Source organism: Erwinia sp. 1181_3 (assembly GCF_052824965.1).
Genome location: NZ_VTDE01000002.1, coordinates 42,161 through 60,047 on the forward strand (window position 1 = coordinate 42,161; position 17,887 = coordinate 60,047).

General features: G+C 58.1%; 14 protein-coding genes. All 14 read right to left on the reverse strand.

Annotated features, from left to right (window positions below):
- Positions 1 to 121 precede the first annotated feature (121 nt).
- The 14 genes from FY046_RS04590 to FY046_RS04655 all read right to left on the reverse strand — a co-directional run bounded on the left by FY046_RS04590 (position 122) and on the right by FY046_RS04655 (position 17,269).
- Positions 122 to 628, reverse strand: a complete 507-nt coding sequence (locus FY046_RS04590; protein ID WP_105594848.1) for an Lrp/AsnC family transcriptional regulator — start codon at positions 626 to 628, stop codon at positions 122 to 124.
- 138 nt (positions 629 to 766) lie between these two features.
- Positions 767 to 2,083, reverse strand: coding sequence for a 4-aminobutyrate--2-oxoglutarate transaminase (gabT, locus tag FY046_RS04595; protein ID WP_446185797.1), 1,317 nt, complete (start codon positions 2,081 to 2,083; stop codon positions 767 to 769).
- 138 nt (positions 2,084 to 2,221) lie between these two features.
- Positions 2,222 to 3,355 carry a M20 aminoacylase family protein gene (locus FY046_RS04600; RefSeq protein ID WP_133843275.1) on the reverse strand — a complete coding sequence of 378 codons (1,134 nt, stop codon included), beginning with the start codon at positions 3,353 to 3,355 and terminating at the stop codon, positions 2,222 to 2,224.
- 1 nt (position 3,356) lies between these two features.
- Entirely contained in the window at positions 3,357 to 4,283 is a 927-nt protein-coding gene (locus FY046_RS04605) for a 2-hydroxyacid dehydrogenase (protein WP_159337288.1), read from the reverse strand.
- Positions 4,283 to 5,131, reverse strand: a complete 849-nt coding sequence (locus FY046_RS04610; protein ID WP_159337289.1) for a GNAT family N-acetyltransferase — start codon at positions 5,129 to 5,131, stop codon at positions 4,283 to 4,285. Before FY046_RS04610 ends, FY046_RS04605 begins: the two co-directional genes overlap by 1 nt.
- Before the next feature lie 9 nt (positions 5,132 to 5,140).
- Positions 5,141 to 6,472, reverse strand: coding sequence for an NAD(P)/FAD-dependent oxidoreductase (locus FY046_RS04615; RefSeq protein WP_159337290.1), 1,332 nt, complete (start codon positions 6,470 to 6,472; stop codon positions 5,141 to 5,143).
- A 207-nt stretch (positions 6,473 to 6,679) separates the two neighbouring features.
- Positions 6,680 to 8,344, reverse strand: a complete 1,665-nt coding sequence (locus FY046_RS04620) for an ABC transporter ATP-binding protein (protein ID WP_446185798.1) — start codon at positions 8,342 to 8,344, stop codon at positions 6,680 to 6,682.
- Positions 8,341 to 9,195, reverse strand: a complete 855-nt coding sequence (locus FY046_RS04625; RefSeq protein WP_133843266.1) for an ABC transporter permease — start codon at positions 9,193 to 9,195, stop codon at positions 8,341 to 8,343. The genes FY046_RS04620 and FY046_RS04625 overlap by 4 nt, the downstream gene beginning before the upstream one ends.
- Positions 9,195 to 10,148 carry an ABC transporter permease gene (locus FY046_RS04630; protein ID WP_133843264.1) on the reverse strand — a complete coding sequence of 318 codons (954 nt, stop codon included), beginning with the start codon at positions 10,146 to 10,148 and terminating at the stop codon, positions 9,195 to 9,197. The genes FY046_RS04625 and FY046_RS04630 overlap by 1 nt, the downstream gene beginning before the upstream one ends.
- A gap of 29 nt (positions 10,149 to 10,177) precedes the next feature.
- A complete protein-coding gene (locus FY046_RS04635) occupies positions 10,178 to 11,782 on the reverse strand; it encodes an ABC transporter substrate-binding protein (protein WP_159337291.1) in 1,605 nt (534 codons plus the stop codon).
- A 57-nt stretch (positions 11,783 to 11,839) separates the two neighbouring features.
- A complete protein-coding gene (locus FY046_RS04640; RefSeq protein WP_200643982.1) occupies positions 11,840 to 13,117 on the reverse strand; it encodes an NAD(P)/FAD-dependent oxidoreductase in 1,278 nt (425 codons plus the stop codon).
- A gap of 19 nt (positions 13,118 to 13,136) precedes the next feature.
- Positions 13,137 to 13,805: a haloacid dehalogenase type II gene (locus FY046_RS04645; RefSeq protein ID WP_212816017.1), complete on the reverse strand. Its 669-nt coding sequence runs from the start codon at positions 13,803 to 13,805 to the stop codon at positions 13,137 to 13,139.
- A gap of 43 nt (positions 13,806 to 13,848) precedes the next feature.
- A complete protein-coding gene (locus FY046_RS04650; RefSeq protein WP_133843256.1) occupies positions 13,849 to 15,318 on the reverse strand; it encodes an aldehyde dehydrogenase family protein in 1,470 nt (489 codons plus the stop codon).
- A gap of 493 nt (positions 15,319 to 15,811) precedes the next feature.
- Positions 15,812 to 17,269 carry an NAD-dependent succinate-semialdehyde dehydrogenase gene (locus tag FY046_RS04655; RefSeq protein ID WP_171149682.1) on the reverse strand — a complete coding sequence of 486 codons (1,458 nt, stop codon included), beginning with the start codon at positions 17,267 to 17,269 and terminating at the stop codon, positions 15,812 to 15,814.
- Positions 17,270 to 17,887 lie beyond the last annotated feature (618 nt).

Here is a 17,887-nt window from a genome sequence, read left to right on the forward strand (position 1 = left end):
TCAGTCGCTGTAGGAGACGGACATGCTCGCCCCTGTGGGAGTGAGTCGCTTAAGGCGGATGGGCATGCGATGCCCCTATGGGAGTAAGTCGCTGTAGGGGGCGGGCATGCCCGCCCCGCGGTTAAAACTCAACCTGGGTATGGCGCGTAATCAGCGAGCGCAGAGGCACACTGCTTTTCATAATCGGCGATTTAATCACGATATAACTGAAGTATTTGTCGATGCCCACTTTGGCATCCAGCAGTCCCTCAATCACTTCCTGATAATGCTCAATACTGCGGGTAATAAAGCGCAGCAGATAGTCATAACCACCGGTAATCAGGTGGCATTCCATCAGTTCATCCACCTCGCGGATGGCGTTCTCAAACTTCATAAAATCTTCGCGGCGATGGCCGGAAAGCGTCACTTCAGTGAAAACAGTGACCGAGTCGGTGATTTTCGTCAGATTGATGTGGGCCTCATAACCGGTAATAAAACCCGCGGTTTCAAGGCGCTTTACGCGTTGCAGGCAGGGGCTGGGCGAAAGCCCAACGGCATCGGCAAGGTTCACATTGCTGATACGGCCATCTTTCTGTAGCTGCACCAGAATATTAATATCGATACGGTCCAGTTTCATTAAGCCGTTCATAGAACCCCTTCATTGTTTTACATCACTCAAATGGTATAACACGCTTTCAACAACTTACGCCAGTGTTTTACCGCGCTATACCCTTCGAGCGTTATCATCAATAACTGCAATAATATCAATGAGGAAGCATCTTTATGATTAGCCTAAACGCCCCGTTGCACGCGCCAGTGCGATATCAAAAATATGCAGCGCCTCTTCCAGCTGGGAATCACTGGTGACCAGCGGTGCCAGGAAACGCACGGTATTGCGATGCAGACCACATTTAATCAGTAACAATCCTTCCTGGCAGGCGCAATCGAGGATTTTCTGCGTCAATGCCGCATCCGGCTGTTGGGTTTCGAAGTCGATAATCTCCACCGCCTGCATAAAACCAATGCCGCGCACTTCACCAATACAGGCGTATTTGTCGGCCAGCTGTTGCAGACGTGCATTCAACTGCACACCGAGCTGGTTAGAACGCTCCAGCAGATTACCCTGCTCAAACAGATCGAGCACCGCCAGCGCAGCCGCGCAGCCCAGCGCGTTACCGCCATAGGTGCCGCCCAGCCCGCCCGGGGTTGGTGCATCCATAATGGCCGCTTTACCCACCACGCCAGATATCGGCAGGCCGCCGCCGAGGCTTTTCGCCACGGTGACCAGGTCCGGCACAATGCCGGTGTGCTGGAAGCCAAACATCTTGCCGGTACGGCCAAAGCCGGTCTGCACTTCATCGCAGATCAGCAGAATGCCGTGACGTTCAGTGATGTCGCGCAGTGCCTGCATAAACGCCGGAGACGCCGTCAGGAAGCCACCATCGCCCTGCACCGGCTCGATAATGATCGCCGCCACACGCTCAGGCAGGATCTGCACCGCAAACAGGGTATCCAGCGCTTTTAAGCAATCTTCTTCAGAAATATCGTGGAACGCATTCGGGAAGGGCACACGGTAAATATCCCCCGGGAACGGGCCGAAGTTCTGCTTATAAGGCTGGCTCATGCCGGTTAAGGTCACACCTAATAAGGTACGTCCGTGGAACGCACCATCGAAAGCAATAATGCCGGAACGGTTAGTATGTGCACGCGCAATTTTCACCGCATTTTCTACGGCTTCCGCGCCGCTGGTGAAAAAGACACTTTTAAATTCTTCGCCCGCGCCAACCAGCTTATTCAGGCGTTTTGCCAGCTCGATATAGCCCGGGTAGGCCGCCACCTGGAAACAGGCGTGGGTCACCAGCTGCAGCTGCTCGGTAACGGCATTGATCACCGCCGGATGACTGTGGCCAACGTTTAATACGCCAATCCCGCCGACAAAATCTAAATAACGATTCCCTTCCACATCCCAGACTTCAGAACCTTTGCCTTTGGCAATAACGATCGGGTGTGCGGTCACTACGCCACGGGGAACATTTTCTGCACGAGCGTCCAGAAACAGGGCGTTATCAGAGAATGTCTGCTGTTCAGCCAGTAAATTGTGCATTTATTTGCCTCATTGACGTGAAGATGAATAGTTGCCCTCAGCGGGCATGGGTCAAGTATCGCAATAAGCCGTAAGGGAAAGCTGCCGTTCAACGGGCGGCGGCAGCATTAACTTTCGTAATTCGTCCTAAACGTTGGATTAAATTTTTACCGCCAGCGTTTCCTGCACCACCGCACAAAACCAGCGGATGCCGTACGGGATCAGCGCATCGTTAAAGTCGTATTCAGAGTGATGCAGCGGGCGGCTTTCCGCAGAGCCCAGCCAGACATAAGCGCCCGGTTTTGCCTGCAACATGAAGGAGAAATCTTCCGAGGTCATCGCCGGTTTCGGTGCGGTGCCGTGCTCAAGCCCGGCACGGCGTGCGGCATTCAGTGCAACACCGGCTTCATATTCGCTATTGAGGGTGGCCGGATAGTAACGGTCATAGGTTACGCTGGCCGTCAGCCCGTGCGCTGCCGTCACATGCTGCGCCAGTTCACGCATTCGCTGTTCAATGCGGTCCTGCACCGCGCTGTCGAAGGTGCGTACAGTACCGGTCAGGGTTGCCTGTGCCGGGATCATATTGTGTGAGAAGCCGCCGTTAATACGCGTCACCGTCAACACCGCCGGATCGCAGGGGTCAAGATCGCGGCTGATGATAGTGTGCAGCGCCACCACCAGCTCACTGGTCGCCAGCAGGGTATCCGGCGTCAGCTGTGGCTGTGCGGCATGGCCGCCGCCACCTTCGACCGTGATGCTGAACGCATCGCCCGCCGCCATAATCGGCCCCGGCCGCGTCTGCACGGTGCCCAGCGGGAGCTGTGGCCAGTTGTGAATGGCGTAAACTGCATCACAGGGGAAGCGGGTAAACAGGCCGTCGTCGATCATCGCCTGCGCCCCGGCCAGCCCCTCTTCCGCAGGCTGGAAGATAAAATTCACCGTCCCGTCAAAATCCGGGTCGGCAGCCAGCTGTTCGGCGGCCCCCAGCAGCATCACGGTATGTCCGTCATGGCCACAGGCATGGCATCTGCCGGGCTGCTGGCTTTTCCACGGCTGGCTTCCGTTATCTTCCATCGGCAGCGCATCCATGTCAGCACGCAGACCGATTGCCCGCGTGCTGGTGCCGCGTTTCAGCACCCCCACCACGCCGGTTTTCCCGATACCGCGATGGACTTCCAATCCCAACGCAGTGAGAAAGTCAGCCACCAGGCCGCTGGTACGGTGCTCGTGATAACCCAGTTCGGGATGCTGATGCAGATCTCGCCGCAGTGCGACTAAATGCGCCCTATCCATATCAATATCCTTTGTCGCGATCGACCACGCCGATCATGGATTCTCCGCGTTCATAGCGGCGAATATTCTCCAGCAGTGCCTTCACTGCACTTTCTGGCTGCGTCTGGCTGGCAATATGGGGCGTCAGCCAGATCGCCGGATGCTGCCAGAAGGCATGCCCGGCGGGCAGCGGCTCCGGCGCGGTGACATCCACCACGGCGGCACTCATCTGCTGGCTGTCGAGCGCACTGACTAAATCCTCGTGATTAAGCTGCGCACCGCGCCCCACCTGCACCAGCGCGGCACCAGCGGGCAGTTGGCTGAACAGATCGGCATTCAGCATCCCTTCCGTGCTGGCCGTCAGCGGCAGCAGGCAGATCAGAATGTCCGTGCGCGCCAGGAATTCAGTCAACTGTTCGTTACCGGCCCAGCAGCGTACACCCGGCAGATCGCGAGGCGTACGGCTCCAGCCACCACAGTCAAAGCCCATCGCCACCAGCGGCTTCAGTACCGCCTCGCCCAGCGTGCCCAGGCCCATCACGCCAATACGCCGGCTGGCTGCGGTATGCACACTGTGCACCTGCCAGAGGCCATCGCGCTGCTGTTGCAGGTAGCGCGGCATATCACGATGCAGGCCCAGCACGGCAAAAGTCACGTATTCCACCATCCCGCTGGTGAGGCCGGGTTCAATCATCCGCACCACCGGCAGCCCAGGCGGCAGGCTGGCATAGTCGAACTGATCGGCCCCTGCTCCCACGGAAAACAGCACTTTCAGATTCGGAAACTGCTGCATAATATTGTCCGGCGGCACCCAGGCGACCAGGTATTCAACGTCTTCCGGGTTACCGATATCCGGCCACAGGCGGAAGCTCGCGGCGGGGGCGAGTTTTGCTACCAGGGCGGCCCATTTATTCCCGCGTTCGGGTTCTGACTTATAGACAATGTTCATCAGGCCAGCGCCTGGCTCATCAGCCCATACGCCTGCATCCCGCCCGCTTCTGGCTGCCACGGCACGCCTTTGTACATGGTGGTCGGTGCATCCACTTCCACCATCCCCACGTCATTCAGCCACGGGCCCAGCCCCGCTGAACGGTCGGTATCAATACGCACAAACTCCCCACTGACACCGCTTAACAGCTGGCTGACCAGTAATTTCGCATTCGACAGCGTGCGTGCGATCACCGGGCCGATAGCATAGCCATGACCAAAACGACGCAGGCAGGCAAAACCCGCCGCCGTGCCATTCTCTTCCAGCACCAGGAAACGCTCCGCGCTGTCGATCAGGTTGGCGATCAACAGGGGGCGATGCTGTCCCAGCGCCTGACGATCCAGCGCCGTCAGCAGCGCTGCATCCTGTCCCCCGGCAACACGTAAGCGCTGCTGCGGGCCACAGGCAATTGCCTTGATGGCAGGCAGTTCGCGGCACTGATGCTGCTCGACATGTCCGGTGGCGACAAAGCCCAGTTTTTCATACAGCGGCTGCCCCGCCTCCGTGGCGTGCAGACGCACATTGCTGCCCTCAAGCGCCGCCAGCGTCTGCTGCATCAGCTGTTTACCAATGCCGCGCCCCTGCTGTGCGCCATCGACAATCACCAGTCCGAGGGTGGCGTAGTCACGCCCCCAGCGCCAGCGCAGCGCGGTGCCAATCACCTCACCATTTTCCTGCGCCACCAGGCCTTCCCCCAGCAGAAGAGCCTGCTGCCAGTCAGCGCGGCGGTGTGGCCACTTCATCTGCTGCGTCAGGGCAAATGCCGCATCCAGATGATTTTCATTCATCGCAACGAATTCAATAGTCATTTCAGCTCCTTACATCATGCCCGGCGCATCAAGGCCGGAACCGTCGATCAGACGCTCATAGCGGAACGGCGTCGGGTCAACAATCGGGGTATCTTTGGTGGCGAGATCGGCCGCCAGGCGACCGGCACCGGGGCCAATGCCGAAACCGTGGGCGCTGTAACCCGCCGAGAGAATCAGACCCGGCAGTTTACCCACCGGGGAGATCACCGGTACCGCATCGGCGGTGCTGTCGATCATCCCGCCCCAGGCCTGCTCCAGACGCACGTTTTCCATAGACGGGAACTCTTTGCGCATCGCACTCAGCCCTTCCTGCACCATCGCCATATCCGGTGCCGGGTCAAGAATGCGCACTTTTTCGAACGGCGAGATGCCATCCATCTGCCAGCGTGCCAGCGATTCCGGGCCGTTGAGGAACGGGCCAAGGCCAAGATTAATGGTCAGGTTTTTGCGCCGCGCTTTAAAGGTCGGGTAGAACTGGCGTGCATAGCGCAGCCCCTGAAAACCGGGTTCAAGACGCCCGCGGCCTGAGACGGAAACGGTATAGCTGCCATCCAGCTGCGGACGGCAGGCGAAGCCCGGGGTATACAGCGGCAAAGCAATTTTCTGTTCGATAGGTGCGGTACGGAATGCCGTACCAATCACATTACCCAGCGGCAGATCGATGCCGTGGCGGCGGCAGAACATCGATGTCCAGGCCCCACCGGCGCAGATCACGCTGCTGGTTTTAATTAAGCCGCGTTCAGTCAGCACACCGCTGACGCGTCCGGCCGAGATATCCAGCCCGCGCACCGCGCACTGCTGAAAGACCATTGCGCCCAAGCGCTGAGCCGCAATCGCCAAGCCGGGTGCCGCAAGTGAGGGTTCAGCGTGGCCGTCCGTCGGTGAAGAAACACCGCCCAGCCAGGCGCTGGAACTGCCCGGCGTCATCGCCCTGGCGCGTTCAGCGGTCAGAATTTCGCTGTGGAAGCCATACCCTTTCGCCATGGTGTTCCAGGCTTCCCAGGCATTAATGTCCTCCTGATTTTTGGTGGCGTACACCAGCCCGCTGCGACGAAAGCCCAGCTCTTCACCGGTTTCCACACCCAGTTCTTCCCAGCGTTGCAGCGCATACTGGATTAAGGGCAGTTCGCGCTCGTCGCGGTTCTGCTGGCGGCACCAGCCCCAGTTACGGCTCGACTGTTCGCCGCCGACCAGACCCTTTTCAATCAGCACCACGCTGACGCCTTTTTTCGCCAGTTCATAAGCGGCGGCCGCTCCGGCAATGCCGGCGCCGATCACCACCACATCCGCTGCGGGCGGAAAATGAGGGCTGTCCTGTACGTATCGAATCGGTGCGGGCATGTTATTCCTTACCTGAAAATAGTGTCTTCATCTGTGGGTGAGGCGTGCCTCCCCCCTACGAAAATAGGTTTTTATGCGCAAGGCGTGCCTCACCCCTGCGTAAATATGTTTTATGGGTGAGGCGTGCCTCACCCCTACGGGCATTGATATTGTCGCCGGGCATCCCCGGTGAACGTAGGGGTCAGGCATGCCTGACCCGGTATAACATCACAAGGCGATATCACTCTCTTCGTGCTCATCAAGCCAGCCCTGACGCAGCTCTGGCACCGCGCGTTTCAGGCGCTCATAGTACAGCTCGGTCGACGGTTTGTCGTAGTCGGCACGCGTCACCTGGGTGACCATACGGCCATTTTTCACCACAATAATCTCGTCGCATACCGAACGCACCGCGTGCAGGTCATGGCTGATAAACAGCACCGACAGACCCAGCTCACGCCGTAACTCGGTGATCAAATCCAGCACCGCAGCGGCCACCACGGTATCCAGCGCCGAGGTCACCTCATCACAGAGGATCAGATCCGGCTCTGCCGCCAGCGCACGCGCCAGGTTCACACGCTGCTTCTGCCCGCCGGAAAGCGACCAGGGCTTACGCCACAGCACGCTGCGCGGCAGGCGCACCAGGTCGAGCAGCTGCAGCATCCGTCTTTCCAGCGCCGCACCGCGCAGCCCGTGGAACAGCTTCAGCGGGCGCTTGAGGATCGTTTCAATGCTGTGCGCCGGGTTAAGCGCGGTGTCCGCCATCTGGAACACATACTGAATGCGGCGCAGCTCGTTCTCCGGGCGCTTATGCATATCTCCGGCGATGTAGTGGCCGTTAAACAGAATATGGCCGCCGCTGGGTTTGTTCATCCCGGCGATAGCGTGTGCCAGGGTGGTTTTACCCGACCCGGACTCACCGATAATGCCGATTGCCTGGCCGCGGTACAGTTTGAAATTAATGTCTTCGAGGATCTTAATCTTCGGCTGGCCGTTGCTGTCCAGTGGGCCATAACCGGCGGAGAGATCGCGCACCTGCAACAGCGGTTGCACGCTCTCATCCTGCGCTTCCCACGGGCTGGGACGCGGCTTCTGCTTCGCGGCTTCCAGCAGCAAATGGCTGTATTCCGCCTGAGGTGCGCGCAGCAACTGCTCAGTGGTGCCGTATTCGGCAATCGCCCCTTTCAACAGCACCAGAATTTTGTCGGCCATCTGCGCTACCACCGCCAGATCGTGGCTGACGTAGATAGCGGTGGTACCACGCTGGCGCACCACGCGGCGGAAGGCTTTCAGTACTTCCACCTGCGTGGTCACATCCAGTGCCGTGGTGGGTTCATCGAGGATCACCACTTCCGGGTCGCTGATCAGCGCCATCGCCGTCATCAGGCGCTGTAACTGGCCGCCGGAGACCTGATGCGGATAGCGGTCACCGATGGTTTCCGGGTTCGGCAGTGCCAGCTCACGGAACAGTTCGATGGCTTTGGTTTCGGCATCGGCGCGGCTCATCACCCCGTGGATGACCACCGGCTCCACCACCTGGTCCATGATTTTCATCGCCGGGTTAAACGAGGCAGCAGCACTTTGTGCGATGTACGCGACTTTGTTGCCACGGAACTGACACAGTTGGCCGGGCGTTAGCGAGGTCACGTCGGTGCCCGCCACGTGCACGGTACCTCCGGCGATCTTACAGCCGTGTCGGGCATAGCCCATCAGCGCCAGTGCAATCGTGGTTTTACCCGAGCCTGATTCACCAATCAGGGCCAGCACTTCGCCTTTCTGCACGGTGAAGTGGATATCCGCTACCAGGGAAATCTCGTGGCCATCATCGGCCTGGGCGGTCACACGCAGATTGTCGACAGACACCATGGGCGTTGAGGCATGTGGTGTAATATTCATGCGGTCCCCTTAGCAACAACAGTTAATGAGCGCATCGATTGCAGGCTGTCGATAAACAGGTTGGCGCCGATGGTCAGACTGGCGATCGCTACCGCCGGCATCAGGACCGCAGGCGAACCATCAAACAGCCCTTGCAGGTTTTCGCGCACCAGCGTGCCCCAGTCGGCATACGGCGGTTGTACGCCCAGACCGAGGAAACTCAGGCCGCTGAGCAGCAGAACGATGTAGACAAAACGCAGACCGAAATCAGTCAGCATCGGGTGCAGCATATTCGGCAGAATGTCATGGATAGCCACATACAGACGGCTTTCACCGCGCAGACGGGATGCCTGAACATAGTCCATCGAACGCAGGCTCGATGCCATCGCATAGGCGATGCGATACGCCCCCGGCCAGTAGGTAAACACCGCGGTAATAATCAACATTGGCAGCGATGAGCCAAATACGGCGACAATCATCAGCGCAAGGATTTTCCCCGGCAGCACCAGCATGGCATCGTTGATGCGCCCCAGCACCTCCTCCAGCCAGCGCCCGGCCACGGCCGCCAGCAGCGCCAGCAGCGTACCGACCAGGCTGGCCAGCAGTGCGGCGGTCAGCGCCAGGCCAATCGAATAGCGGGCACCAAACAGAATACGGCTGAAGATGTCACGGCCCAGATAATCGGTGCCGAACCAGAACTCACGGCTGAAGTCACCGAACAGCGGACCGCCGCCGATATCTTCCAGATTGTGCGGCGCCAGCGCGGTGCCAAACACCGCCATAAAGATCCAGAACAGGGTGATCAGCAGGCCGATTCGGCCGCTGATAGTGAGAGATTGAAAGAAGCGCCACGGCAGCGTCAATGTGTTCATCAGCCCCTCCACTTAGGATTGAACGCGATAGTCAGAATGTCAGCGGCCAGTAACAGCACCAGATAGCAGACGGCGAAGAACATCACGCAGAGCTGCACCACCGGCAGGTCGCGGTTGCTGACCGCATCCACCATCTGGCTGGCCAGCCCCGGATAGCTGAAGATACTTTCGATAATAATCACCCCGCCAAACAGGTAAGAGAGGCTGAGTGAGATAGCATTGGCAATCGGCCCCACCGCATTCGGCAGCGCATGGCGTAGCATGGCGCGCAGCGGTGAAACACCTTTCAGCAGCGTCATTTCCAGATACGGGCTGTCCATCTGGTTGACGATAGCGGCACGCGTCATCCTTGCCATCTGCGCCACCACCACGCAGCACAGTGTCATCACAGGCAGAGCGAAGGTGCGCAGGAAACCGAGGAAATCCTGATGGGTGGAACCCAGCGACATGGCGGGCACCCAGTGCAGTTTGACGGCAAAGATAATCACCGCCACGGTAGCCACCAGAAACTCGGGTACGGCCACCACGGCCATGGTGCTGACCACCAGCGCGCGGTCAAGGAACGACCCGCGCTTCATGGCGGCGGTGATACCGATAAACAGCGCCAGCGGCACCGACACCAGGGTCGTGGTGACGGCGAGCTGGAAGGTGGCCGGAATACGTTGCGCCACCAGTTGCGTCACCGGAAGATTACTGGCGAAGGAGGTGCCAAAGTCGCCCTGAAACATGCCGGCCAGCCAGCTGAAGTAACGCATGATCAGCGGTTGATCCAGTCCAAGCTGCTGGCGCAGTGCCGCGACCGTTTCAGGCGTCGCGGACTGGCCAAGGATCATCTGCGCCGCATCGCCCGGCAGCATGCTGGTGATAAAGAACACCAGCGCCGAAACAATGAGAAGCGTAAGTAAACCCGACCCTATGCGCCGGAATATCAGTGTGAAAATGTACCTGTTCATCGCCATTCTCCTGGTGAAAGATGAAAGATTTACGACGTCAGCCAGGCATACTCGTGGAAGCGATAGCCCATCATCATGCCTGACGGCATCGCTTCAACCCCTTTCACTTTGTTGCTACAGCCGTCCATCGAACTGATGAAGGCCGGGATCAGCGTGCCGCAGTTGTCGTACACCAGTTTCTGCATGTCGCCATACATCTGCTTGCGTTTGCCCTGGTCGCTTTCGCCACGAGCGGCGGTAACCAACTGGTCGAACTGTGCATTTTTCCAGCCAGACTCGTTCCACGGGGCGGAGGAGAAGTAGAACTGGGAGAACAGCATATCCAGCGTGGGGCGCGGGTTGACCGAGCCGTAACCGATAGGATCTTTCATCCAGTGGGCTGACCAGTAACCGTCATACGGCACACGGCGTACGGCCACATTCAGTCCGGCTGAACGCGCGATCTGCTGTAACAGCTGGCCGCCTTCCACTGCCCCTTCGATATTCGGGGTAGTGATGATCTCGATTTTCGCACCGACCATATTGGCCTTTTTGAGGTGGAATTTGGCTTTGTCGAGATCCAGCGGACGCTGCGGCAGATCCTTGTTGAACATCGGATGCCAGGGCGGAACCGGGGTGTCGTTACCCACATCGCCAAAGCCCTGCAGCACGGTTTTCACAATCATTTCACGCGGTTGCAGATACTTCATTGCCAGCACGAAGTCAGGATTGCTGCCCGGGGTACGGTCAGTACGGATAATCAGGTCACTGTACATACCGGACTTACTTTCCAGAATGTTGAACTTACCGTTCTGACGCAGGCGTTTCACATCATTTGCGCCCAGCGTAGAGACGATATGCAGGTCGCCCGACATCAGTGCGTTGACACGTGCTGCCGGATCGGTCACTCCCATCAGCTCCACTTCGTCGAGGTGAGGCAGGCCCGGTTTGTAGTAGTTTTTGTTTTTTGTGCCGACGGTACGTACACCCGGCTGGAACGAGGTGAGAACAAACGGCCCGGTCCCCATTCCTTTGCTGAAGTCTTTGGTGCCGTCCTGCACAATCAGGAAGGAGCTGGTCGCCAGAATCGACGGCAGGTCGAAGTTTGGCTGCTCAAGCGTGATCTGCACTTCAGACGGGCTGACGGCCTTAATCTCTTTCATCTGGCTGGCGAGGGTGATCACCGTTGATGCCACCGCCGGATCTTTATGGCGGCTGAGGGAGTAAACCACGTCGGTGGCAGTCAGCGTTTTACCGTCATGGAAGGTGACACCCGTACGCAGCTTCACGTTCCAGTTCAGGCCATCACTGCTGGTAATGGATTCCGCCAGCGCAGGCTGCGCTTTCAGTTCTTTATCCAGTTCGGTCAGACCGCTATAAAACATAAACTGACGGCAGTAGTCGCCGCTGTTGCTGCCTTTCGCCGGGTCAAGCGTATCGCTGGCGGAGGCGTTGGCGACAGCCGCACGCAGTTTGCCGCCCTTCACCGGGGCTTCAGCGGCAAAGCTGAATTCCGGAAAACCAATCAGACCGGTGCTCATCACCGCGCCTGCTGACAGCAGCTTCATCATGCCGCGTCGGGAAATTGCGACATCCGTAATCGCCTGGGTCAAATTCGGGTTAACACGGCTAAATTCTTTGCGAAATTTACTCATTTGCACACCCTCAAAATCGTTGTTAGTAACGTTTACCCTGAACGGATATGTTCTTATTTAGGACATTTTGTCTTTAACTTTGTAATACAGTCCTGCTACCGGCAGGAACCAGGGCTTCCCGAAGTAACCGGGTACCGCTGGCCAGCTGTTGCGCTGCCACGGATTTTCGTTGCTTTTCTCTGCTATCAGATCGGCCATCACACGGCCCATCCACACTGACATCTGAGTGCCATGCCCGCTGTAGCCCAGCGAGTAAAACACCCCGTCCTGTTCGCCCGCATGCGGCAGACGGTCGGCGGTCATATCCACCAGTCCACCCCAGCAGTAATCAATCGCCACATTGCCCAGCGCCGGGAACATCTTCTGCATTCCGGCTTTCAGCACGTCGCCACTTTTTGCATCCGATGTCGGGCTGCTGATGGCAAAGCGGGCGCGTCCACCAAACACCAGACGACGGTCGGCGGTGGTACGCATGTAATTGCCCAGGTTAAGCGAGGTGACGTAGGTGCGGTCACCCGGCAGTAAACGGTTAAGCAGGCTTTCCTCCAGAGGCTCGGTGACCACGACAAAGCTGCCCACGGGGATAATGCGGCGCTGGAACCAGTCAAACGGGCCAATGTTCGAACAACCGGTCGCCATCAGCACTTTGTCCGCGATAATATCGCCCTTAGCGGTGCTCACACGGTGGCGGTAGCCGCTCAGACGCGTCAGGCCGGTGACCGCACTGTGCGGGTAAATCGCGGCTCCGGCGCGGGCGGCAGCTTCTGCCAGGCCGACGCCAAACTTGCCCATATGCATCTGGCCGCCGTGGCGCTGTAACAGCGCACCATGGAACTGCGGCGAATCGATTTCGCGCTTCACCTCGTCAGCACTCAGGATTTCCACATCCGGGTCAACGTGGCGTTTCATCATTTCGCACGCGGCGACCAGTGACGGCAGGTGCGACGCTTTGCTTGCCAGCTTCAGCTTGCCGCAGCGGCGGAAATCACAATCGATCTGCTCACTCGCCACCACGCTTTGTACATAGTCCACCGCATCGGCAAAAGCGCGGTAATAGCGGGTGGCCTGCTCCACGCCCTGGCTCTCCACCAGGGCTGAGAAGTTCTGCGCGACGCCGGTATTACAGTGGCCGCCGTTACGGCCGGAGGCCTGGCTCATTACTTCACCCGCTTCCAGTACCACCACTTTCACGCCACTGCGGGCGAGGTTGAGTGCTGCTGAGATGCCGGTAAAGCCGCCGCCAATCACCACCACATCGGCAGTGGCTGGCAGGTCGCCCGTTGCCGCACCGGTGAAAGCGGGTGCCGTTGCCTGCCAGAATGATTCCAGTTTCATTGCCCTGCTCCTCTGAGGCTTACAGCCCGACGACGCCCGGAAGACCACCAATATCTGTGATTTCGCTGTACTCATAGGCCGGGTTGCCCGGGCCGTGACCGCGATTAACAAACACTTTGTTTTTGATGCCGAGGTCGTAGGCGGTCATCAGGTCATAACGCAGGCTGCTGGAAACATGCAGGATCTCTTCCGGGCCACAGTTCAGCTTGTTGAGCATGTACTCAAAGCCTTTCATCTGTGGCTTATAGGCACCGACTTCTTCGGCGGTGATGGTCATATGGATCGGCGCGCCCAGGCGCGGAATATGGTTCTTGATCAGCGCATCGGTGGAGTTGGTCAGCAGCACCAGCGGGAACTCTTTCGCCACAATGGCCAGGCCGGCAGGCACATCTGGATGCGGGCCCCAGGTGGCACAGGCGGTCATCACGTCGGCGCAGTCCTGATCCGTACACTCCACGCCCCATTTGTTACAGGTGCGGTACAGCGCATTGGCCACCACCAGCGGGTAAAGCTTAAAGGCACCCAGCACTTCATCCATGCGGTAACAGGAGAAGTCATCGGTGAAAGCCTGCATGCGCTCTGGGCTGATGCGGTCGGCGAAGATGGCAGCGGCGGCACCGGCCATATCGAAGTTGATCAGCGTGCCATAGCAATCGAAGGTGATGTATTTCGGTTTAAACACGGCCATTATGCTACCTCTACAGAGTTCGGTTTAGGGATGAAAACAGGTTTCAGAAATCGATCAGCACGCTTTTATAGCGCTGGCAGGCCTCAAAAGCCTGACGGCCCAGATCCTTGCCGATGCCGGAGCCATGGAAGCCCCCGGTAGGAATAATGAAGTCGCCGGAGCGGCCATAACGGTTGATCCATACTGTCCCGGCAGCAATACCGCGCATCGCGCGCAGGGCGCGGTCGATATTTTTGGTATGCACCCCGGCGCACAGGCCGTAGGTCGGATGGGAGGCAAGTGCCAGGCCTTCGGCTTCGTCGTCGAAGATCTGCACCGTCAGTACCGGGCCAAAGATCTCTTCCTGTACCGCCGGGTTATCGTTACCGCTGACGGCCAGCAGCGTGGGCTGCCAGAAGTAGCCTTCACCGGTATCCGCAAAGCGCTCGCCGCCGACCAGCACTTCAGCCCCCTGCTGACGAGCGCTGCTCACCACAGAGGCCACTTTTTCCGCCTGACGGCGGTCAATCATCGGCGCATAGCGGCTGGTGTCGTTCCAGGTCACACCAGCGCGGAAGCCCTGGCACAGCTCAATCAGTTTGCTAATCAGCGCATCGTGGATGCCGCGCTGGACAATCAGACGGGTGCCCGCCACGCAGGCCTGCCCACCGTTGGCGGTGAAGCCGCGCAGGATACGTCCGGCCACTTCATCAATATCCCCACAGTCGTCAAACACCAGCTGCGGGCTTTTGCCACCCAGTTCCAGCGTGACCGGTTTCATACCGTTAAACGCGGCATCGCTCATAATGCGTGCCCCGGTAGCGGTTGACCCGGTGAAGGAGACTTTACGCACCAGCGGATGGGCCACCAGCGAGCTGCCCGTCACCGCCCCGCCGCCCTGGATGATGTTCAGTACGCCCGCAGGCAGACCCGCCTTGATGGCCAGTTCGGCCATACGTACGGTTGAAAACGGGGTCAGTTCTGAAGGCTTCAGCACCACGGCATTTCCTGCTGCCAGCGCCGGGCCACATTTCCAGGAGGCCATCGACAGCGGGAAATTCCAGGGGGTAATCGCACCGATCACGCCGTAAGGTTCCGGCACCAGCATGCCCAGGCTGGCATCACGGGTCGGCAGCACATCGCCGCTGTATTTGTCGGCGCACTCGGCATAAAAGCGGATCGCTTCAGCAGTAAAGGGAATTTCGTGGTTCACCACGTCATGAATCGGGCGGGTGGAGCCGAGAGACTCTAACTGTGCCAGCAACGGGTCAGCGGCAATCAGATCGGCCCAGCGCTTCAGCACCGCGCCGCGCTGGCGTGGTGGGCAGGATGCCCAGCCACTGTCGCGCACCGCACGATCAGCGTTGCTCACGGCGTCATCGACCAGCGCGGCATCGGCCTCAAACAGTTCTGCGGCACGTAAACCATCAGAAGGACGGTTAACGGTTAATGCCTCACCTTTACCGGTCAGATGCTGACCATTAATGAAGTGTCCTGCCGGTAACGCTATTTTGTCGGGATCGAAACTGAGCATGAATAGACCCTTAATGGAGACCAGAACTTTTTGGTCTTAGTTATTTCATTTGTATTAAGCAATGCAGAAAGTATGCCACTCACGCAAAAAAATAATAATGCGTAAAAGCGGGTGCAAAAAAATTTTCTGCCGTAATGAAGGGTGTTTTTTTCCAGATAAACCGAGTAATTAAATAGATGATTTTCATCACAAAAAAGATGCACCACTGCGGTGAATTCGGTACTAAACTTGCACCAAATAAGAGCGGTGAATGTGTCAGTTTTCCGTTAAGTGCAGGTATTACAGATAAAAAAAGGCCCGCACCTTTATGGGTAGCGGGCCTTTTTAAAGATGAATCCTTATCCTTACCTTAAATAATTCGAGTCCCCTCAGGGGGCCTACTTTTGATACAGGAAGGCGGCAAGTGAATGAATCCCCAGGCGCTTAGATAACTAAGTGACTGGGGTGAATGAATGCAGCCAACGCATCTGCGGCTTGAAGTATGACGGGTAAGTTACAGGCTGCCGAAATGGAAGGCTTTAGATTCCAAATATTCTTCGATGCCGTAGCGTGAACCTTCGCGGCCAACACCCGATAATTTAATCCCACCAAACGGCGCCACTTCCAGCGAAACCGATCCGGTATTAAATCCAACCATGCCAAACTCCAGCGCCTCTCCTACGCGCCAGGCACGGCGAATATCTTCGGTGAAGAAATAAGCCCCCAGACCGAAGGGGGTGTCATTCGCCATCGCAATCGCTTCCTCTTCAGTATCGAAGATAAACAGCGGTGCGACCGGGCCAAAGGTCTCTTCATGGGCAATACGCATGGCGCTGGTGACGTCACCCAGTACCGTTGGCATCACAAACGTGCCGTTCCCGTTGCTGATGCCACCCGCCAGCAGTTCTGCACCGTGGCTGAGGGCATCTTCAATATGGCTGTTCACCTTAGTCACCGCGGCCTGGTTGATCAGCGGCCCGATGGTGCTGCCTTCGGTGAATCCGTCGGCGACTTTCAGTTTCGCCACCTCGGCCAGCAGACGCTCGGCAAAGCGCGGATAGATATTGCGCTGCACCAGGATACGGTTGGCGCAGACGCAGGTCTGCCCGGCATTGCGGAATTTACTCATCATTACGCCGCTGATGGCGATATCCAGATCCGCATCATCAAAGACGATCAGCGGGGCATTGCCCCCCAGCTCCAGGCTCAGACGTTTAATGCTGTCGGCGCTCTGCTGCATCAGCAGCTGACCAATACGGGTTGAGCCAGTGAAGGAGATCTTACGTACCGTGCGGCTGCCTGTCAGGGTTTCACCGATGGCTTTCGGCAGCCCGGTGACAATCTGCAATACGCCTGCGGGAATACCTGCTCGCTGGGCCAGTTCCACCAGGGCGAGCGCAGAGAGCGGCGTCAGCTCTGAGGGTTTAACAATGATCGGGCAGCCTGCGGCCAGCGCCGGGGCCACTTTGCGGGTGATCATCGCAATCGGGAAATTCCACGGCGTAATCGCCGCCGCCACGCCAACAGGCTGCTTCAGCACGAGGATACGGCGGTCGTCGCTCGGTGCCGGGATGGTATCGCCATAGATGCGGCGGGCTTCTTCAGCAAACCATTTAACGAACCCTGCACCGTACAGCACTTCCCCTTTGGCTTCTGCCAGTGGTTTACCCTGCTCGGCGGTCATGATAATCGCCAGGTCGTCGGCGTTGTCGAGGATCAGCTGATGCCATTTTTCCAACAGCAGTGCGCGCTGCGCATTCGGTGTTTTTGCCCAGCTTTTGCGCGCCGCATCGGCAAAGGCAATCGCCTGTTCGGTTTCCTCAGCACCGAGCGACGGAATGGTACAGAGCACATCTCCGGTAGACGGGTTGATCACCGGCAGGGTTTCGCCATTGATAGCATCCTGCCACTGTCCGTTAAAATAAGCCTGCTGGCGCAGCAGAGTGGCATCCTGTAAACGTTGTGCGAGCATAGCGTCTCCTTAATAAGTTCATTTCACTTTAGCGGAGGAGGCGCAGGCAATGCTGCGTTATCGTTTGGGCCGATGCGTGGTGGCGCGTGTTTTGCTGCGGGAAACGAAATTTTATGCCGTTGAGGTATTGGGGGCTGATTTTATGATCTTCCGTCACTGCTGATGCGCTCGGTTTTAAAACCTCAACGGCGTCCAGGTCTGATCCAGGAGGCGATCACTGAAGGATCCCCACAAAAATGAATGGCTGGCAGTCTGGCTTCAGGTCCGGGGCCAGTTTGAGCACGCCGGATCGGCAACGACCGCATCCCTGCGGGCCTCGGCACGCGACGTCCTGTCGCGTGACGTCCGGCTTACCTCAAACTGGCCCCATCCCCGCAGAACGTCTGCTCGCTGTCGGTTTTAAAACCACCACCACGTAACAATCTATGCGGATTGATTCGAATCAGAATTTTTAGGTTTTGACCTGGATTTTGACGTTGAGGCGGCATTCAGCAGCGCTGAGGAAGCGCAGAGAACCAGGACGAACCGCCAGGACGGCGGTGAGAGGGAGAGCCGGCACAGGGATGTGCCGTCACGACCGGTGCGTCGGTGAACGACGCTTGCGAAGGCATCCACGCA

Excerpts from the sequence above, each read along its gene's own strand:
- FY046_RS04590 (WP_105594848.1), bottom strand. The coding sequence starts at position 628 with ATGAACGGCTTAATGAAACTGGACCGTATCGATATTAATATTCTGGTG.
- gabT (WP_446185797.1), bottom strand. The coding sequence starts at position 2,083 with ATGCACAATTTACTGGCTGAACAGCAGACATTCTCTGATAACGCCCTG.
- FY046_RS04600 (WP_133843275.1), bottom strand. The coding sequence starts at position 3,355 with ATGGATAGGGCGCATTTAGTCGCACTGCGGCGAGATCTGCATCAGCAT.
- FY046_RS04605 (WP_159337288.1), bottom strand. The coding sequence starts at position 4,283 with ATGAACATTGTCTATAAGTCAGAACCCGAACGCGGGAATAAATGGGCC.
- FY046_RS04610 (WP_159337289.1), bottom strand. The coding sequence starts at position 5,131 with ATGACTATTGAATTCGTTGCGATGAATGAAAATCATCTGGATGCGGCA.
- FY046_RS04615 (WP_159337290.1), bottom strand. The coding sequence starts at position 6,472 with ATGCCCGCACCGATTCGATACGTACAGGACAGCCCTCATTTTCCGCCC.
- FY046_RS04620 (WP_446185798.1), bottom strand. The coding sequence starts at position 8,344 with ATGAATATTACACCACATGCCTCAACGCCCATGGTGTCTGTCGACAAT.
- FY046_RS04625 (WP_133843266.1), bottom strand. The coding sequence starts at position 9,195 with ATGAACACATTGACGCTGCCGTGGCGCTTCTTTCAATCTCTCACTATC.
- FY046_RS04630 (WP_133843264.1), bottom strand. The coding sequence starts at position 10,148 with ATGAACAGGTACATTTTCACACTGATATTCCGGCGCATAGGGTCGGGT.
- FY046_RS04635 (WP_159337291.1), bottom strand. The coding sequence starts at position 11,782 with ATGAGTAAATTTCGCAAAGAATTTAGCCGTGTTAACCCGAATTTGACC.
- FY046_RS04640 (WP_200643982.1), bottom strand. The coding sequence starts at position 13,117 with ATGAAACTGGAATCATTCTGGCAGGCAACGGCACCCGCTTTCACCGGT.
- FY046_RS04645 (WP_212816017.1), bottom strand. The coding sequence starts at position 13,805 with ATGGCCGTGTTTAAACCGAAATACATCACCTTCGATTGCTATGGCACG.
- FY046_RS04650 (WP_133843256.1), bottom strand. The coding sequence starts at position 15,318 with ATGCTCAGTTTCGATCCCGACAAAATAGCGTTACCGGCAGGACACTTC.
- FY046_RS04655 (WP_171149682.1), bottom strand. The coding sequence starts at position 17,269 with ATGCTCGCACAACGTTTACAGGATGCCACTCTGCTGCGCCAGCAGGCT.